14 protein-coding genes are annotated in these 14,376 nt (G+C 68.2%); 4 read left to right on the forward strand and 10 right to left on the reverse strand.

Features of this window, described 5'->3' with window-relative positions; genetic code table 11:
* Positions 1–4 precede the first annotated feature (4 nt).
* The 7 genes from gap to B2W79_RS16200 all read right to left on the reverse strand — a co-directional run bounded on the left by gap (position 5) and on the right by B2W79_RS16200 (position 9,227).
* A complete protein-coding gene (gene gap / locus B2W79_RS16170; RefSeq protein ID WP_292791294.1) occupies positions 5–1,015 on the reverse strand; it encodes a type I glyceraldehyde-3-phosphate dehydrogenase in 1,011 nt (336 codons plus the stop codon).
* A 115-nt stretch (positions 1,016–1,130) separates the two neighbouring features.
* Positions 1,131–1,757 (reverse strand): superoxide dismutase, encoded by a 627-nt coding sequence (locus tag B2W79_RS16175; protein WP_025105027.1) that lies wholly within the window; start codon positions 1,755–1,757, stop codon positions 1,131–1,133.
* A gap of 160 nt (positions 1,758–1,917) precedes the next feature.
* Positions 1,918–2,895, reverse strand: coding sequence for a DNA-binding protein WhiA (gene whiA, locus B2W79_RS16180; RefSeq protein WP_060921191.1), 978 nt, complete (start codon positions 2,893–2,895; stop codon positions 1,918–1,920).
* Between the two features lie 63 nt (positions 2,896–2,958).
* Positions 2,959–3,831 (reverse strand): RNase adapter RapZ, encoded by an 873-nt coding sequence (gene rapZ, locus B2W79_RS16185; RefSeq protein ID WP_060921192.1) that lies wholly within the window; start codon positions 3,829–3,831, stop codon positions 2,959–2,961.
* Positions 3,832–3,869: 38 nt separating this feature from the next.
* A complete protein-coding gene (gene uvrC / locus B2W79_RS16190; RefSeq protein ID WP_071329586.1) occupies positions 3,870–5,774 on the reverse strand; it encodes an excinuclease ABC subunit UvrC in 1,905 nt (634 codons plus the stop codon).
* Positions 5,774–8,662 carry an excinuclease ABC subunit UvrA gene (gene uvrA, locus B2W79_RS16195; RefSeq protein WP_060921194.1) on the reverse strand — a complete coding sequence of 963 codons (2,889 nt, stop codon included), beginning with the start codon at positions 8,660–8,662 and terminating at the stop codon, positions 5,774–5,776. The genes uvrC and uvrA overlap by 1 nt, the downstream gene beginning before the upstream one ends.
* Before the next feature lie 121 nt (positions 8,663–8,783).
* Positions 8,784–9,227 carry a MarR family winged helix-turn-helix transcriptional regulator gene (locus B2W79_RS16200; RefSeq protein ID WP_071329587.1) on the reverse strand — a complete coding sequence of 148 codons (444 nt, stop codon included), beginning with the start codon at positions 9,225–9,227 and terminating at the stop codon, positions 8,784–8,786.
* A gap of 39 nt (positions 9,228–9,266) precedes the next feature.
* On the opposite strand from B2W79_RS16200, the gene B2W79_RS16205 reads away from it, so the two are divergent.
* Positions 9,267–9,515: a hypothetical protein gene (locus tag B2W79_RS16205; RefSeq protein ID WP_071329588.1), complete on the forward strand. Its 249-nt coding sequence runs from the start codon at positions 9,267–9,269 to the stop codon at positions 9,513–9,515.
* A gap of 11 nt (positions 9,516–9,526) precedes the next feature.
* Here B2W79_RS16205 and B2W79_RS16210 read toward each other — a convergent pair whose 3' ends face one another.
* The 3 genes from B2W79_RS16210 to coaE are packed head-to-tail and all read right to left on the reverse strand — an operon-like array spanning position 9,527 to position 12,615.
* Positions 9,527–9,874: a TfoX/Sxy family protein gene (locus tag B2W79_RS16210; RefSeq protein ID WP_292791306.1), complete on the reverse strand. Its 348-nt coding sequence runs from the start codon at positions 9,872–9,874 to the stop codon at positions 9,527–9,529.
* A gap of 11 nt (positions 9,875–9,885) precedes the next feature.
* Entirely contained in the window at positions 9,886–11,958 is a 2,073-nt protein-coding gene (gene uvrB, locus B2W79_RS16215; RefSeq protein ID WP_025105040.1) for an excinuclease ABC subunit UvrB, read from the reverse strand.
* A 57-nt stretch (positions 11,959–12,015) separates the two neighbouring features.
* A complete protein-coding gene (coaE, locus tag B2W79_RS16220) occupies positions 12,016–12,615 on the reverse strand; it encodes a dephospho-CoA kinase (RefSeq protein ID WP_071329590.1) in 600 nt (199 codons plus the stop codon).
* Positions 12,616–12,741: 126 nt separating this feature from the next.
* On the opposite strand from coaE, the gene B2W79_RS16225 reads away from it, so the two are divergent.
* The 3 genes from B2W79_RS16225 to B2W79_RS16235 are packed head-to-tail and all read left to right on the forward strand — an operon-like array spanning position 12,742 to position 14,376.
* The gene (locus tag B2W79_RS16225; RefSeq protein WP_292791310.1) at positions 12,742–13,299 is read left to right on the forward strand and encodes a hypothetical protein; all 558 of its coding nucleotides are present in this window, start codon (positions 12,742–12,744) and stop codon (positions 13,297–13,299) included.
* A gap of 34 nt (positions 13,300–13,333) precedes the next feature.
* Positions 13,334–13,849 carry a signal peptidase I gene (locus B2W79_RS16230; protein WP_256209474.1) on the forward strand — a complete coding sequence of 172 codons (516 nt, stop codon included), beginning with the start codon at positions 13,334–13,336 and terminating at the stop codon, positions 13,847–13,849.
* The gene (locus B2W79_RS16235; RefSeq protein ID WP_292791313.1) at positions 13,846–14,376 is read left to right on the forward strand and encodes a hypothetical protein; all 531 of its coding nucleotides are present in this window, start codon (positions 13,846–13,848) and stop codon (positions 14,374–14,376) included. The genes B2W79_RS16230 and B2W79_RS16235 overlap by 4 nt, the downstream gene beginning before the upstream one ends.

Consider the following 14,376-nt stretch of genomic DNA (forward strand, 5'->3'; position numbering starts at 1 on the left):
GAGCTCAGATGCGCTCGGCGACGTACTCGGTCAGGTCGACGAGACGGTTGGAGTAGCCCCACTCGTTGTCGTACCAGCTCGAGACCTTGATCAGGTTGCCGCTGACGTTGGTGAGCGTGGAGTCGAAGATCGACGAGTGCGGGTTGTGCACGATGTCGCTCGACACGATCGGGTCCTCGTTGTACTGCAGGTACCCGGCCAGACGGCCGTCGGCCGCAGCCTTCTTGTAGGCCTCGTTGACCTCGTCCACCGTGAGGTTCTCGCGGTCCGTGATGAGGGTGAGGTCGACGATCGAACCCGTGGGAACCGGCACGCGGTACGACGAGCCGCTGAGCTTGCCGTTCAGCTCCGGGAGGACGAGGCCGATGGCCTTCGCGGCACCCGTCGAGGCCGGCGTGATGTTGATCGCGGCGGCGCGGGCGCGGCGGAGGTCCTTGTGGGGGCCGTCCTGCAGGTTCTGGTCGGCGGTGTACGCGTGGGCCGTCATCATGAAGCCGCGGTCGATGCCGAAGGCGTCGTTGAACACCTTGGCCAGCGGCGCGAGGCAGTTCGTGGTGCAGGAGGCGTTGGAGATGATGTGGTCCGTCTCCGGGTTGTACGTCTCCTCGTTCACGCCCATGACGATGGTGCGGTCGTCACCCGTGGCCGGAGCCGAGATGACGACCTTCTTCGCACCCGCGTCGATGTGCTTGCGCGCGGCGTCGGCGTTGGTGAAGAAGCCGGTGGACTCGATGACGATGTCCACGCCCAGCTCGCCCCACGGGAGGTTGGCGGGGTCACGCTCTGCGAAGGCCTTGATCTCCTTGCCGTCGACGCTGATGCTGTCGTCGTCGTACGTGATCTCGGCGTCGAGGACACCGCTGACCGAGTCGTACTTCAGCAGGTGTGCCAGGGTCTTGTTGTCGGTGAGGTCGTTGACCGCGACGATCTCAAGGTCTGCTCCCTGCGCGAGAACTGCGCGGAAGTAGTTGCGTCCGATGCGGCCGAAGCCGTTGATACCGATCTTGACAGACACTCAGGTCTCCCTGTTTCTCATGCGCCGAGCGCCGCCGTCGAGCGTGCGCCATGCGCGGGTTTTTTGGCTGAGATGGCGCCCCGACGAGCCGTGGGCCCGCCGGGACGCGACCCGATTACGACAGTACCAGCAGGCCGTTCGTCTGCTGACGGGCGACCTCGAGGCGCTGGGCGACGTTCTCCCAGTTGGCGATGTTCCACGCGGCCTTGACGTAGTCGGCCTTCACGTTGAGGTAGTCGAGGTAGAAGGCGTGCTCCCACATGTCCAGCTGGAACAGCGGGATGGTGCCCTGCGCGGTGTTCGACTGCTGGTCGAAGAGCTGCTGGATGATGAGGCGCGAGCCGATCGAGTCCCAGCTCAGGACGGCCCAGCCGGAACCCTGGATCCCGGTGGCGGCGGCGGTGAAGTGCGCCTGGAACTTCTCGAAGGAGCCGAAGTACTCGTCGATGGCCGCCTTGAGCTCGCCCTCGGGCTGACCGCCGCCGTTCGGCGAGAGGTTCGTCCAGAAGATCGAGTGGTTGACGTGGCCGCCGAGGTTGAACGCGAGGTCCTTCTCGAGCTTGTTCACGTTCGCGAGGTTGCCGCTCTCGCGGGCCTCGGCCAGCTGCTCCAGGGCGGTGTTGGCGCCTGCGACATACGTCGCGTGGTGCTTGTCGTGGTGCAGCTCCATGATCTTGCCGCTGATGTGCGGCTCGAGAGCGGCGAAGTCGTAGGGAAGGTCGGGGAGCGTGTAGGTTGCCATATCGCATTCATCCAATCCGCGCCGCGCCGCGGCGCTTGCCGATGCTCCGCGTCGCCGATGTGCGACGGAGAGCGGACGACTTTCATCCTACTGACGACAACGCCTCGGGTGTCCGGATCCTTCCAGGGGTTGACACGCCGTCCAGGGCGGCGTCACCGGGTCAGACGTCGAGCCCTGCGGGGACGGCGGCCTCGGTCCCCGGGATGCCCTCCTGCTGCGCACGCTTGTCCGCCATCGCCAGCAGCCGGCGGATGCGGCCGGCCACGGCGTCCTTGGTGAGCGGAGGGTCGGCGTGGTGCCCCAGCTCGTCGAGGCTGGCGTCGCGGTGCGCGAGGCGGAGCTCGCCGGCGACACGGAGGTGGTCGGGCACCTCGTCGGCCAGGATCTCGAGAGCACGCTCGACGCGGGCGCATGCCGCCACGGCCGCCTGCGCGGAACGGCGGAGGTTCGCGTCGTCGAAGTTGACGAGCCTGTTCACGCCGGCGCGCACCTCGCGGCGCTGTCGCAGCTCCTCCCAGGCGAGGGCGGTGCGCTGGGCGCCCATCTCGCTGAGAATGGTGCGGATGGCCTCGCCCTCGCGGACGACTACGCGGGGAAGCCCACGGACCTCGCGGGCCTTCGCGGCGACGCCGAGACGGTGAGCGGCACCCACGAGCGCCATGGCCGCCTCGGACGACGGGCAGGCGACCTCGAGCATGGCGGAGCGGCCCGGCTCGCTGAGCGTCCCCGCGGCGAGGAACGCCCCGCGCCAGAGGCCGGCGACCTCCGCACGGGAACCCGTGGTGAGGCGGTTCGGGAGTCCGCGGACCGGGCGGCGACGCTGGTCGAGAAGCCCGGTCTGGCGGGCCAGGGTCTCCCCCTGCGCGATGACGCGCACCGCCCAGCGGGCGCCGTCGTTGGCGGTGCTCGACTGCACCTGGGCGATCTCCGGACGGACGCCGTAGATCTCGGCGAGGTCACGAGCCACGCGGCGGGCGAGGGTCTCGGCATCGACCTCCGCTTCCACCGCCACCCGGCCGGCGATGGAGTGCAGACCACCGGCGAACCGGAGGATGGCCGTCACCTCAGCGACGCGCACCGTCGGGGGTGCATTGCGGATGCTGACGAGCTCAGCCTTGACGTCGGTGGTTAGTGCCACGAGACTCCTTCACGTTCACGCGCCGGGTCGCGACGCAAACCTCCAGCTTACTCGCTCGGGGGCCTATTCCCTGCCGAGGTCACGGTGGCGGACGTTGACCGCGACGCCCGGGATTCCCGCCAGTCGACGGGCGAGCTCCTCGGACATCGCGACCGAACGGTGCTTGCCTCCCGTGCACCCGATGGCGATCGTGGAGTGGCTCTTGTTCTCGCGCTGGTACCCCTCGAGGACGGGCACGAGAGCCTTCGCGTAGGCGTCGAGGAACTCCTCCGCGCCGTCGCGAGAGAGCACGTATTCGCGTACCGTCTCATCCTGCCCCGTGAGTCCGCGCAGGTCTTCGTTCCAGTACGGGTTCGGCAGGAAGCGCATGTCGGCGACGACGTCGACATCGGTGGGGAGCCCGTACTTGAATCCGAAGCTGAGCAGCGTGACCCGGTGCCGGGCCTCCCCCTCCTCGGAGAAGATGTCGGACACCTTCGTCGCCAGCTGGTGGATGTTCAACGCCGTGGTGTCGATCACGAGGTCTGCGGCCTCGCGGATCGGCGCCAGCCGGGTGCGCTCGGTGCGGATGCCGTCGAGGAGCGTCCCATCGCCCTGGAGCGGGTGGGGGCGACGCACCGCCTCGAACCGACGGACGAGGACGTCGTCGGACGCATCGAGGAACAGCACGCGGATCGATCCCCGGGTGCGCAGCACACGCGCCACCTCGGGGAAGTCGTCGAAGAGGTTGCGACCGCGGACGTCGACCACCGCGGCGACCTTCGGGAGCGAATCCCCGCCCATGCCGGTGAGGTCGAGCAGCGGACGAAGAATCTGCGGCGGCAGGTTGTCCACGACGTACCAGCCGAGATCCTCGAGCGCATTGGCCACCGTGGTGCGCCCCGCGCCGGACATCCCGGTGACGATGAGGAACTCGCCCTTCTCCCCGTCAGACATCGCTACTCACTGCTCCTTCTCCCCCTCGGCCTCCCAGCCTAGCGAGTGGACAGGTGCGTATGGATGTTCTGGGCCAGCACCGGTCCGATCCCCTGGACCTCCTGGATCTGGTGGGGTTCGGCGGCGCGCAGCGCCGTGACCGAGCCGAAGTGCTTCAGCAGGACCTTGATCCGCGACGCCCCCAGACCGGGCACCTCGGCGAGCACCGTCGTGATGTCCTTCTTGCGCTTCTTCCGCTGGTGCGTGATGGCGAATCGATGCGCCTCATCGCGAAGCCGCTGGAGCAGGTAGAGAGATTCGCTGGTCCGCGGGAGGATGACCGGGAAGTCGTCTCCCGGAAGCCAGATCTCCTCCAGGCGCTTGGCGATGCCGCAGACGGCGATCTCGGTGTGTCCCGCGTCGCGGAGGGCTCGAGCTGCGGCCTCGACCTGGGGCTGCCCGCCGTCCACGAGCAGCAGCTGCGGCGGGTAGGCGAACCGGGGCTTCCGGCGCACACCCGCCTCGCCGACGTCTTCCGCGACCACGTCGTCGGTGGTGGGGTCGACGGTCTCCTGCTCCTCCGGGCGGTCGAGGTAGGCGAGCCGACGCCGCAGCACCTGGTACATGGAGTCGGTGTCGTCGGTGGTCTCCGCGATGTTGAAGGTGCGGTACTGGTCCTTCCGCGGCAGCCCATCCTCGAACACGACCATGGAAGCGACCACGTTCGTGCCCCCGAGGTGCGAGATGTCGAAGCACTCGATCCGGAGGGGCGCCTCCTCCATGCCCAGCGCTTCCTGCAGATCGGTCAGCGCCTGCGTGCGCGCGACGTAGTCGCTCGTCCGACGCGTCTTGTGCCTGATCAGCGCCTGCTGGGCGTTCAGGGTGGCCGTGCGCATGAGGTCGGCCCGCTGGCCGCGGTGCGCCACCGCGATCTCGACCTTCCGGCCTCGACGTTCACGCAGCCACGCCTCCAGCTCGGAGGCGTCGTCGGGAAGCACAGGGACGAGGATGCGACGTGGCACGTCCTGCGCCTCCCCGTACGCCTGCTGGAGGACCTGCTCCACGAGCTCCCCGCCGGAGATGTCGATCTCCTTCTCGATCGTCAGGGCCCGGACCCCTCGGACACGACCGCCGCGGATGACGAAGTGCTGCACCGCGGCCGCGAGCTCGTCCTCGGCGATGCCGAACAGGTCGGCGTCCTCGTCCGCCGGCAGCACGAGGGCGCTCTTGCCGAGCACGGCCTCGATCGCCGAGAGCTTGTCCCGGTACTTCGCGGCCGCCTCGTAGTCCATGGCCGCCGACGCGGCGAGCATGCGCTGCGTGAGCTCGCGGGTGAAGCGTTCGTCACCGCCCGCCATGAAAGCGACGAAATCGTCGACCATGGCGCGGTGCTCCTCGATCGACACCGTCATCGAGCACGGCCCGCCGCACTTGCCGATCTGCCCCGGGAAGCACGGGCGGCCCGTCTGCATCGCCCGCTTGTAGCTCGCGTCGCTGCAGGTGCGGATGGGGAAGGCTTTGATCATCAGGTCGATGGTCTCGTGCACCGCCCACACCTTCGGATAAGGACCGAAGTAGCGGGCTCCGGGGATCTTCCGGTTCCGGGTCACGAGCACCCGCGGCGCCTCGTCCCCCAGCGTGACCGCCATGAACGGGTAGGACTTGTCGTCCCGGTACTTGACGTTGAACGGCGGATCGAACTCCTTGATCCACATGTACTCGAGCTGAAGGGAGTCGACGTCGGTGGGCACGACCGTCCACTCCACCGACGCCGCCGTCGTCACCATCCGACGCGTGCGCTCATGCAGCGTCCGCAGCGGAGCGAAGTAGTTCGACAGCCGCTGACGGAGGTTCTTCGCCTTCCCGACGTACAGCACCCGGCCGTTGGCATCGCGGAACCGGTACACCCCCGGGTCGGTCGGGATCTCGCCCGCCCGGGGCTTGTACGGCAGCACGTCGGCCATCAGCTGGCCTTCCGCGCAGAGCGCCCCTCACCCAGGATCTCGGCGAGGAACTGGCCGGTGTGGCTCTCCTCGACCCGCGCGATCTGCTCCGGCGTGCCGGTGGCGAGGATCGTGCCGCCGCCGGAACCGCCCTCCGGACCCAGGTCGATCACCCAGTCGGCCGACTTGATCACGTCGAGGTTGTGCTCGATCACGATCACCGTGTTGCCCTTGTCGACCAGACCGTTCAGCACCTCGAGGAGCTTGCGCACGTCCTCGAAGTGCAGACCCGTCGTCGGCTCGTCGAGCACGTAGATGCTCCGCCCGTTGCTGCGGCGCTGGAGCTCGGTCGCGAGCTTCACGCGCTGCGCCTCACCGCCGGACAGCGTGGTCGCCGACTGGCCGAGGCGCACGTACCCCAGCCCCACGTCGACGAGGGTCTTCATGTAGCGGTGGATGGCCTGGATCGGCTCGAAGAACTCGGCCGCCTCCTCGATGGGCATCTCCAGCACCTCGGCGATGTTCTTGCCCTTGTAGTGCACGGCGAGGGTGTCGCGGTTGTACCGCTTGCCGTGGCACACCTCGCAGTCCACGTACACGTCCGGGAGGAAGTTCATCTCGATCTTGATCGTGCCGTCACCCGAGCAGGCCTCGCAGCGTCCGCCCTTGACGTTGAAGCTGAACCGGCCCGGCTGGTAGCCGCGGACCTTCGCCTCGGGCGTCTCGCTGAAGAGCGTGCGGATGCGGTCGAAGACGCCCGTGTAGGTCGCCGGGTTCGATCGCGGGGTGCGGCCGATCGGTGCCTGGTCGACGTGCACGACCTTGTCGAGGTTGTCGAGGCCGGTCACGCGGGTGTGCTTGCCCGGCACCGTTCGCGCGCCGTTGAGCCGCGACGCGAGCACCTGGTACAGGATGTCATTCACCAGGGACGACTTCCCGGATCCGCTGACGCCGGTGACCGCGGTGAGGACGCCGAGCGGGAAGTCCGCCGTGACGTTGCGGAGGTTGTTGGCGCGCGCGCCCACCACGCTCAGCATGCGCTTCTTGTCGATCTTCCGGCGCTTCGCCGGCATCGGGATCTCTCGACGGCCCGAGAGATAGTCGCCGGTCATGGAGTCGGTGTCGGCGAGCAGCGCCGAGTACGGCCCGGAGTGGACCACCGCTCCGCCGTTCACACCCGCGCCGGGACCGATATCGACCACCCAGTCCGCGGCCTCGATCGTCTCTTCGTCGTGCTCGACGACGATCAGGGTGTTCCCGAGGTCGCGCAGCGTGAGCAGCGTCTCGATGAGTCGGCGGTTGTCGCGCTGGTGCAGTCCGATCGACGGTTCATCGAGGACGTAGAGCACGCCGGTCAGGCCGGAGCCGATCTGCGTGGCGAGGCGGATGCGCTGGGCCTCGCCACCCGACAGCGAGCCCGCCGAGCGGCTGAGGTTCAGGTAGGACAGACCGACCTGGAGGAGGAAGTCGAGGCGCAGGCGGATCTCACGGAGCACCTGGGCGGCGATCTTGGCCTCGCGGTCGGTGAGGTGCAGCTTCTCCATGAAGGCCCGGGCATCGGCCAGGCTCAGGTGCGAGACCTCGGCGATGGAGTGACCGTGTACCTGCACGGCCAGCACCTCGGGCTTGAGACGGTCGCCATTGCAGACCGGGCACGGGACCTCGCGGAGGTACTCGCCCCACCGGCTGCGCTGCGTGTCGGACTCGGCCTGCAGGTACTGCCGCTCGATGTACGGCACCACGCCCTCGAAGCCGGAGGCATAGCGCATCTCACGGCCGTAGCGGTTCTTCCACTTGACCGTGACCTTGTAGTTCTCTCCGCGCAGCACCGCTTCCTTGACGTCGGAGTGCAGTTCGCGCCACGGGGTGTCGAGGGAGAAGTCGAGGTCGCGGGAGAGTCCTTCGAGCAGGCGCTCGTAGTACTGGAAGAGGCCCTTGCCCTGGGTGGTCCACGGGATGATGACGCCCTCGCGGATCGAGAGGTCTTCGTCGCCGAGCATCAGGTCCACGTCCACCGACATACGGGTGCCGAGGCCCGAGCAGGCGGGGCAGGCGCCGAACGGCGCGTTGAAGGAGAACGTGCGCGGCTCGATCTCGGTGAGGGTGAGCGCGTGGCCGTTGGGGCACGCGAGCTTCTCCGAGAAGGTCTGCCAGGCGTCGTCGCCCTCGCCGTCGACGTAGTTGATCTGCACCACACCGCCGGCGAGTCCGAGAGCGGTCTCCACCGAGTCGGTCACGCGTCCGAGGATGTCCGGCGAGGCGACGAGGCGGTCGACGACCACGGCGATGTCGTGCTTGTAGCTCTTCTTGAGCGTCGGAGGCTCGGCCAGCTGGATGAGCTCGCCATCGACGATCGCCCGCGAGTACCCCTTCGCCCCGAGCTCCCGGAACAGGTCGACGAACTCGCCCTTCTTCTGCGAGACGATCGGCGCGACGACCTGGTAGCGGGTGCGCTCCGGCAGCTCCATGAGCTGGTCGGCGATCTGCTGGACAGTCTGACGCTGGATCTTCTCTCCGCACACCGGACAGTGCGGAACGCCGATGCGCGCCCAGAGCAGACGCATGTAGTCGTAGATCTCGGTGATCGTGCCGACCGTCGACCGAGGATTGCGGTTCGTCGACTTCTGATCGATCGACACCGCCGGGCTCAGCCCCTCGATGAAATCGACGTCCGGCCGGTCGACCTGGCCGAGGAACTGCCGCGCGTAGGCGCTCAGCGACTCGACGTACCGACGCTGCCCCTCGGCGAAGATCGTGTCGAAGGCGAGGCTCGACTTCCCCGATCCGGAGAGGCCGGTGAAGACCACCAGCGAGTCGCGAGGGATGTCGATGTCGACGTTCTTGAGATTGTGCACGCGGGCGCCGCGGACACTGAGTTTTCCTGGGGAAGCAACGGGGACGATGGGCACCGAACAAGTCTACGAGGGGCCACGGACATCGGCTCCGAGAACGCCCAACGCCTGGTCCCGGCGAGGGGGCTTCCCGGAGTCGTCACGGCGAGCGAGCCGCTCCCCCGGGCCCCCGGACGGCTCAGCTCTGCTCGGAGCGCCGCCCCGCGAAGGCCCCGAGCCCGTCCCGGAGAGCGGCGATCTCGCCGATGCCCATCCCGACGGCGGCCATCACCCGATGCGGCACGTCCACGGCCCTCGCACGCAGCGCCGCACCGGCGTCGGTGAGCGTGATCTCCAGCCGGCGTTCGTCCTCATTGCTTCGCTGGCGGGTCACCAGCCCGTCGGCCTCGAGCCTCTTGACGAGGGGCGACGCGGTCGCGGGCTCCAACGCGAGGTCGGCGGCGAGGTCGTTCAGGGTCCGCGGCGACCGCTCCCACAGGGCGAGCATCACCAGGTACTGCGGGTGCGTCAACCCGAGCGGCTCGAGGATCGGCCGGTAGATCGCCACGACGTTCCGCGCCGCCGTGACCACGGCGAAGCAGAGCTGGTTCTCGAGCCGGAGCAGATCATCGGTGTCAGTCACGATTTTGACTATACATCTGCACGAATCATTAGTACACTAATGAACATGTCACGCGACTCCAGCCGCCCCCCTCTTCGCACCCGAATCCGCGAAGCGGGGGGCCTTTACACCTGGGTGAACACCAACCTCGTGCGTCTCGCCGGTCCGGCCTCGGTCGGGCCCTACGAGAAGACGCCCCCGCCGAGCGCCGCGGAGCGCGCGGAACGAGCCTGTCCGCTCTGCGGTGCGCCGATGACCGAGCACGAGATCGACCGCTCCGGCGCGAAGACGCTGGTGCACTGCCCGTAGGCCTCTCGGCGTCAGTCGTCGTCGGCTGCGAGGGCGGCGCCGACCGACTCCCGGGCCATGTCGATCCAGGTCATGAGCGCGGCATCGTTGGCGATCGCCGACGCGGAGACATCGATCCACCCGGACCCCATGGTGCGGGACCCCATCACGGCGCGCGAAGCTCCGGGCAGGGTCACCGCGACGGCGCCGTTCTCCTCATCCACACGAACGAGAAGTGTCCCGTCCTTCCGGGCGCCCACCAGGATGCGCCCCTCGTCGAGGAACGCCCTGGTCCCGAACATCCGGCGCTCCTCGACGGAAGGGTCGGCCCCGAGCAGTGCGCGGACGCGGTCCGCGAGTTCCTCTCCTGCCGCATCCATCTCCACTCCGTCTACGCGTGCCCGGCCCGCTCCATCGACCGGAGCTCCTTCTTCAGATCCTGCACTTCGTCACGCAGGCGTCCGGCCAGCTCGAACTTCAGCTCGGCGGCCGCCGCGAGCATCTGATCGGTGAGGTCCTGGATCGTGGCCTCCAGCTGCTGGGCGCCCTCGGCCGCGATCCCGGTGCGCCGCAGGTTCGGTGTCGGCGACTTCCCCTTGCCCGACGCGCGGCCTCGGCCGGACATCAGCTCCGCGGTGTCCTGACCCTCGCGCGCCAGCACCTCCGTGATGTCGGCGATGCGCTTGCGCAGCGGCTGCGGATCGATGCCGTGCTCCTTGTTGTACGCGATCTGCTTCTCACGTCGGCGGTCGGTCTCCTCGATGGCCTTGGCCATGGAGTCCGTCATGTTGTCCGCGTACATGTGCACTTCACCGGACACGTTTCGCGCGGCGCGGCCGATGGTCTGGATGAGCGAGGTCCCGGAGCGGAGGAAGCCCTCCTTGTCTGCGTCGAGGATCGCGACGAGCGACACCTCCGGGAGGTCGAGTCCCTCGCGCAGCAGGTTGATACCCACCAGGACGTCGTACACGCCGGCGCGCAGTTCGCTGAGGAGCTCGACGCGACGCAGGGTGTCGACGTCGGAGTGCAGGTAGCGCACCCGGACGCCATGCTCGCCGAGGAAGTCCGTCAGCTCCTCCGCCATCTTCTTCGTGAGCGTCGTGACGAGCACGCGCTCGTCACGCTCCACGCGAAGCCTGATCTCTTCGAGGAGATCATCGATCTGCCCCTTCGACGGCTTGACGATGATCTCCGGATCGACGAGGCCGGTCGGGCGGATGATCTGCTCCACCACTCCGTCGGCGATGCCCATCTCGTACTTGCCCGGGGTGGCGGACAGGTAGACGGTCTGCCCCACGCGGTTCTTGAACTCGTCCCAGCGCAGTGGGCGGTTGTCCATCGCGCTCGGCAGCCGGAATCCATGGTCGACGAGGGTGCGCTTGCGGGACGCGTCGCCTTCGTACATCGCGCCGATCTGCGGCACCGTGACGTGAGACTCGTCGATGACGAGCAGGAAGTCGTCCGGGAAGAAGTCGAGGAGCGTGTGCGGAGGCTCGCCCGGCATGCGTCCGTCCATGTGACGCGAGTAGTTCTCGATGCCGGAGCAGAATCCGAGCTGCTGCAGCATCTCCAGGTCGAACGTGGTCCGCATCCGGAGTCGCTGCGCCTCGAGGAGCTTGCCCTGGCGCTCGAACTCCTTCAGCCGCTCCTCCAGCTCGTGCTCGATGGTGCCGATGGAGCGCTGGATGACGTCGGTGCCCGCGACGTAGTGCGAGGCCGGGAAGATCGGCACGGCGTCCAGCTTCTCGATGACCTCGCCCGTGAGCGGGTGCAGCGAGTAGAGAGCCTCGATCTCGTCGCCGAACAGCTCGATGCGGATCGCGTGCTCCTCGTACACCGGGATGATCTCGATCGTGTCGCCGCGGACACGGAAGTTGCCGCGCGAGAAGTCGACGTCGTTGCGGTTGTACTGCATCGCGATGAACTGACGGATCAAGGCGTCGCGGTCGTACCGCTCCCCCACCTGGAGCGCGACCATGGCGCGCAGGTACTCCTCCGGGGCGCCCAGGCCGTAGATGCAGGAGACGGTCGACACCACGACCACATCCCGACGGCTCAGCAGGGAGTTGGTCGTCGAGTGGCGGAGGCGCTCGACCTCCGCGTTGATCGAGGAGTCCTTCTCGATGAAGGTGTCCGTCTGCGGGACGTAGGCCTCGGGCTGGTAGTAGTCGTAGTACGAGACGAAGTACTCGACGGCGTTGTTCGGCATGAGCTCGCGGAACTCGTTGGCGAGCTGCGCCGCGAGGGTCTTGTTATGCGCGAGCACGAGCGTGGGGCGCTGCACCTGTTCGACGAGCCAGGCCGTGGTCGCCGATTTGCCTGTTCCGGTCGCCCCGAGCAGCACGATGTCGGTCTCGCCCGCGTTGATGCGGGACGCCAGCTCGGCGATGGCCTGCGGCTGGTCACCGGCGGGGGCGTACTCGCTGATGACCTCGAAGGGGCGGACACTGCGGGTGGGCTGCATACATCAAGCGTATGCCGCCCCTCCGACATCGGGGCCGCGTCCGGTGGCGGCAGCGCTTCAGCTCGCGCGGAGCCGGTCCCAGAGCGCGTCCGTCTGGGCCAGCGTGTCCGCGATCGATCCGGCGGTGTCGATGACGATGTCGGCGATCGCGAGCCGCCTGTCGTCGGGAACCTGCGCGGCGATCCGCCCGCGGGCCTCGTCAGGCGTCATCCCGCGCAGGTGCTCGAGCCTCTCGAGACGGACCTCCTCGGGAGCGTGCGCGACGACGATCGCATCCCACGGGTCGTCGACACGCGCCTCCACGAGAAGCGGCACGTCGTAGACGACGACAGCATCCGGATCGGCACGGAACGCGGCGTCGAAACGGCGCTGGGACTCGGCCCGCACGGCAGGGTGCACGATGGCGTTCAGCTGCGCGAGACGGTCCGGATCGGCGAACACGGTCGCCCCGAGGGCCGCCCGGTCGAGCGATCCGTCGTCGGCGATGACCTCGTCGCCGAACGCCCGAGCGATCGCATCGAGCACTTCGGATCCCGGCGCCTGGACCTCGCGAACGATCCGATCCGCGTCGACGATCACCGCGCCGAGCTCGGCGAGCCGGTTCGCGATGGTGGACTTCCCCGACGCGATGCCTCCGGTGAGAGCGATGAGCGGCATCCGACCATCCTGCCACGCCTGACCGAGGGCGTCGCACGACGCTGCCGAGGAACAATCGGGAAAGCTTCGGTCCCTCTTGAGGAAGACTTGACGGTCCCCTGAGGTGTGCTGCGTAACGTCGAAGCCATGACGAACACGGAAGCCACCGCACGCCCTGACCGCACCGAGCGACCCTCCAGGCGGCGCCCCATCATGGCGTTCGCGCTGGCCGTGCTCGCGACGGGCGGCATCGGCGCCGCCCTCACCAGCGCCGCGTGGACCGACAACACGTTCTTCAGCGCCCCCGCCGCGGCGGCCACCTTCAACCTCCAGGGTTCGACCGATGGAACCACCTGGAAGGAGTCGGCCACCAAGAACAGCGTCGAGCTCGTCGTCCCGGCGGAGAAGCTGGCGAATCTGCTCCCGGGCGAGACCCGCACCATCAAGCTCTGGGTCAAGAACTCCAGCTCCGTCAACGCCGCCCTCACCTCGACCGTCGAGTACGCACCCGGCAACGCGGCGACCGACTTCACGGTGAAGCCGACGGCGACGATCACCGGGCTCGCGGCGTCGCTGACCTCCTCCGGCTCCACGGCGAGCGACGAGTTCGAGCTCGTCGTCACCACGCCGGCCGACTGGGCGACGAGCAACCAGGGCAAGAGCGGCACCATCGTCGTCACGGTCTCCGCCACCGCGACCAACTGACACTCACCGAGACAGCAGAGACGAGGGACGAACCGTGGTGCAGCTCCTCCGCCGGCTCGCCCTGCTCGTGCTCTGGGCGCTGGCCGCCGCGGGCGTGGGCTGCGGCGTCGTCTGGGGCGCCACGGCGATCGGGCTCATCCAGCCGCTCGTCGTGATCTCGGGCTCCATGGAACCCGAGATCATGACGGGCGACCTCCTCGTCGCGACCAAGGTCCCCGCCGACTCCCTCGAGGTCGGGGACGTCGTCAGCCTCCCGAGCGCGCTGACCGACACCCTGGTGACCCACCGCATCACCGCCATCGAGGCCGCCGATGGCGCGCACACGATCACTATGAAGGGCGACAATAACGACTTCTCCGACGCCTTGGACTATGCCGTGACCGGCGAGGTGTGGAAGCCGGCAGTACAGCTCCCCGGGTGGGGAACCGCCATCATGAGGATGACGTCGCCTCCCGTCGCCGTCCCGCTGCTGCTTGGGCTCCTGGGCCTGCTCGGCCTCAGCATGATGAGTCCCGTCGAGCGACCGTCGCGTAAGCCGCTGACCACGTGACACCCGTACGACGATTCTCCCCGGTGGCCGGCGTCGCGGTCGCGATGGCGCTCGTCTTCCTGTCCGTCACCCAGGGAAGCGTTTCCACCACCAGCGCGGCGTGGACGGATCGGACCGTGGTCACGGCGACGGTGACGTCCGCCTCAACATGGTTGTCCCCGTTCACCGGGAACTCGTGCAAGGCGTACAGCAGCCCGTCGGCCGCCCCCACGACCTGCGCGATCACGGCCGTCCGCTATGAGGAGATCAGCGACACCTCCGGCCACTTCTACATCAGCACCAACGCACCGGGCGGGTCGCACCACGTCGACGTCGACGTCGATCTGAAGAGGGCGACGGGCCTTCCCCGCACGTGGACTTCCTGGGCCGAAGCGGGGGTGCTCCCTGGCAGCCATGTCACGCCCGACCGCGCATGGACGTGCTCGACTCTGCCGCGGCTCACCGGCCGCAGTCTCGACTGGCACCTCACCGACCTGCAGGTTCCCGTGACGCTGCAACGCAGCACGGCGAACACGATCTGCGCGTGA

Source organism: Microbacterium sp. UBA7513 (assembly GCF_002478345.1).
Lineage (GTDB): Bacteria > Actinomycetota > Actinomycetes > Actinomycetales > Microbacteriaceae > Microbacterium.

Bases quoted from the DNA above. Each gene is read 5' to 3' on its own strand.
- B2W79_RS16175 (WP_025105027.1), bottom strand. From the start codon at position 1,757: ATGGCAACCTACACGCTCCCCGACCTTCCCTACGACTTCGCCGCTCTC.
- rapZ (WP_060921192.1), bottom strand. From the start codon at position 3,831: ATGTCTGACGGGGAGAAGGGCGAGTTCCTCATCGTCACCGGGATGTCC.
- uvrC (WP_071329586.1), bottom strand. From the start codon at position 5,774: ATGGCCGACGTGCTGCCGTACAAGCCCCGGGCGGGCGAGATCCCGACC.
- B2W79_RS16205 (WP_071329588.1), top strand. From the start codon at position 9,267: ATGAACATGTCACGCGACTCCAGCCGCCCCCCTCTTCGCACCCGAATC.
- B2W79_RS16210 (WP_292791306.1), bottom strand. From the start codon at position 9,874: ATGGATGCGGCAGGAGAGGAACTCGCGGACCGCGTCCGCGCACTGCTC.
- uvrB (WP_025105040.1), bottom strand. From the start codon at position 11,958: ATGCAGCCCACCCGCAGTGTCCGCCCCTTCGAGGTCATCAGCGAGTAC.
- coaE (WP_071329590.1), bottom strand. From the start codon at position 12,615: ATGCCGCTCATCGCTCTCACCGGAGGCATCGCGTCGGGGAAGTCCACC.
- B2W79_RS16225 (WP_292791310.1), top strand. From the start codon at position 12,742: ATGACGAACACGGAAGCCACCGCACGCCCTGACCGCACCGAGCGACCC.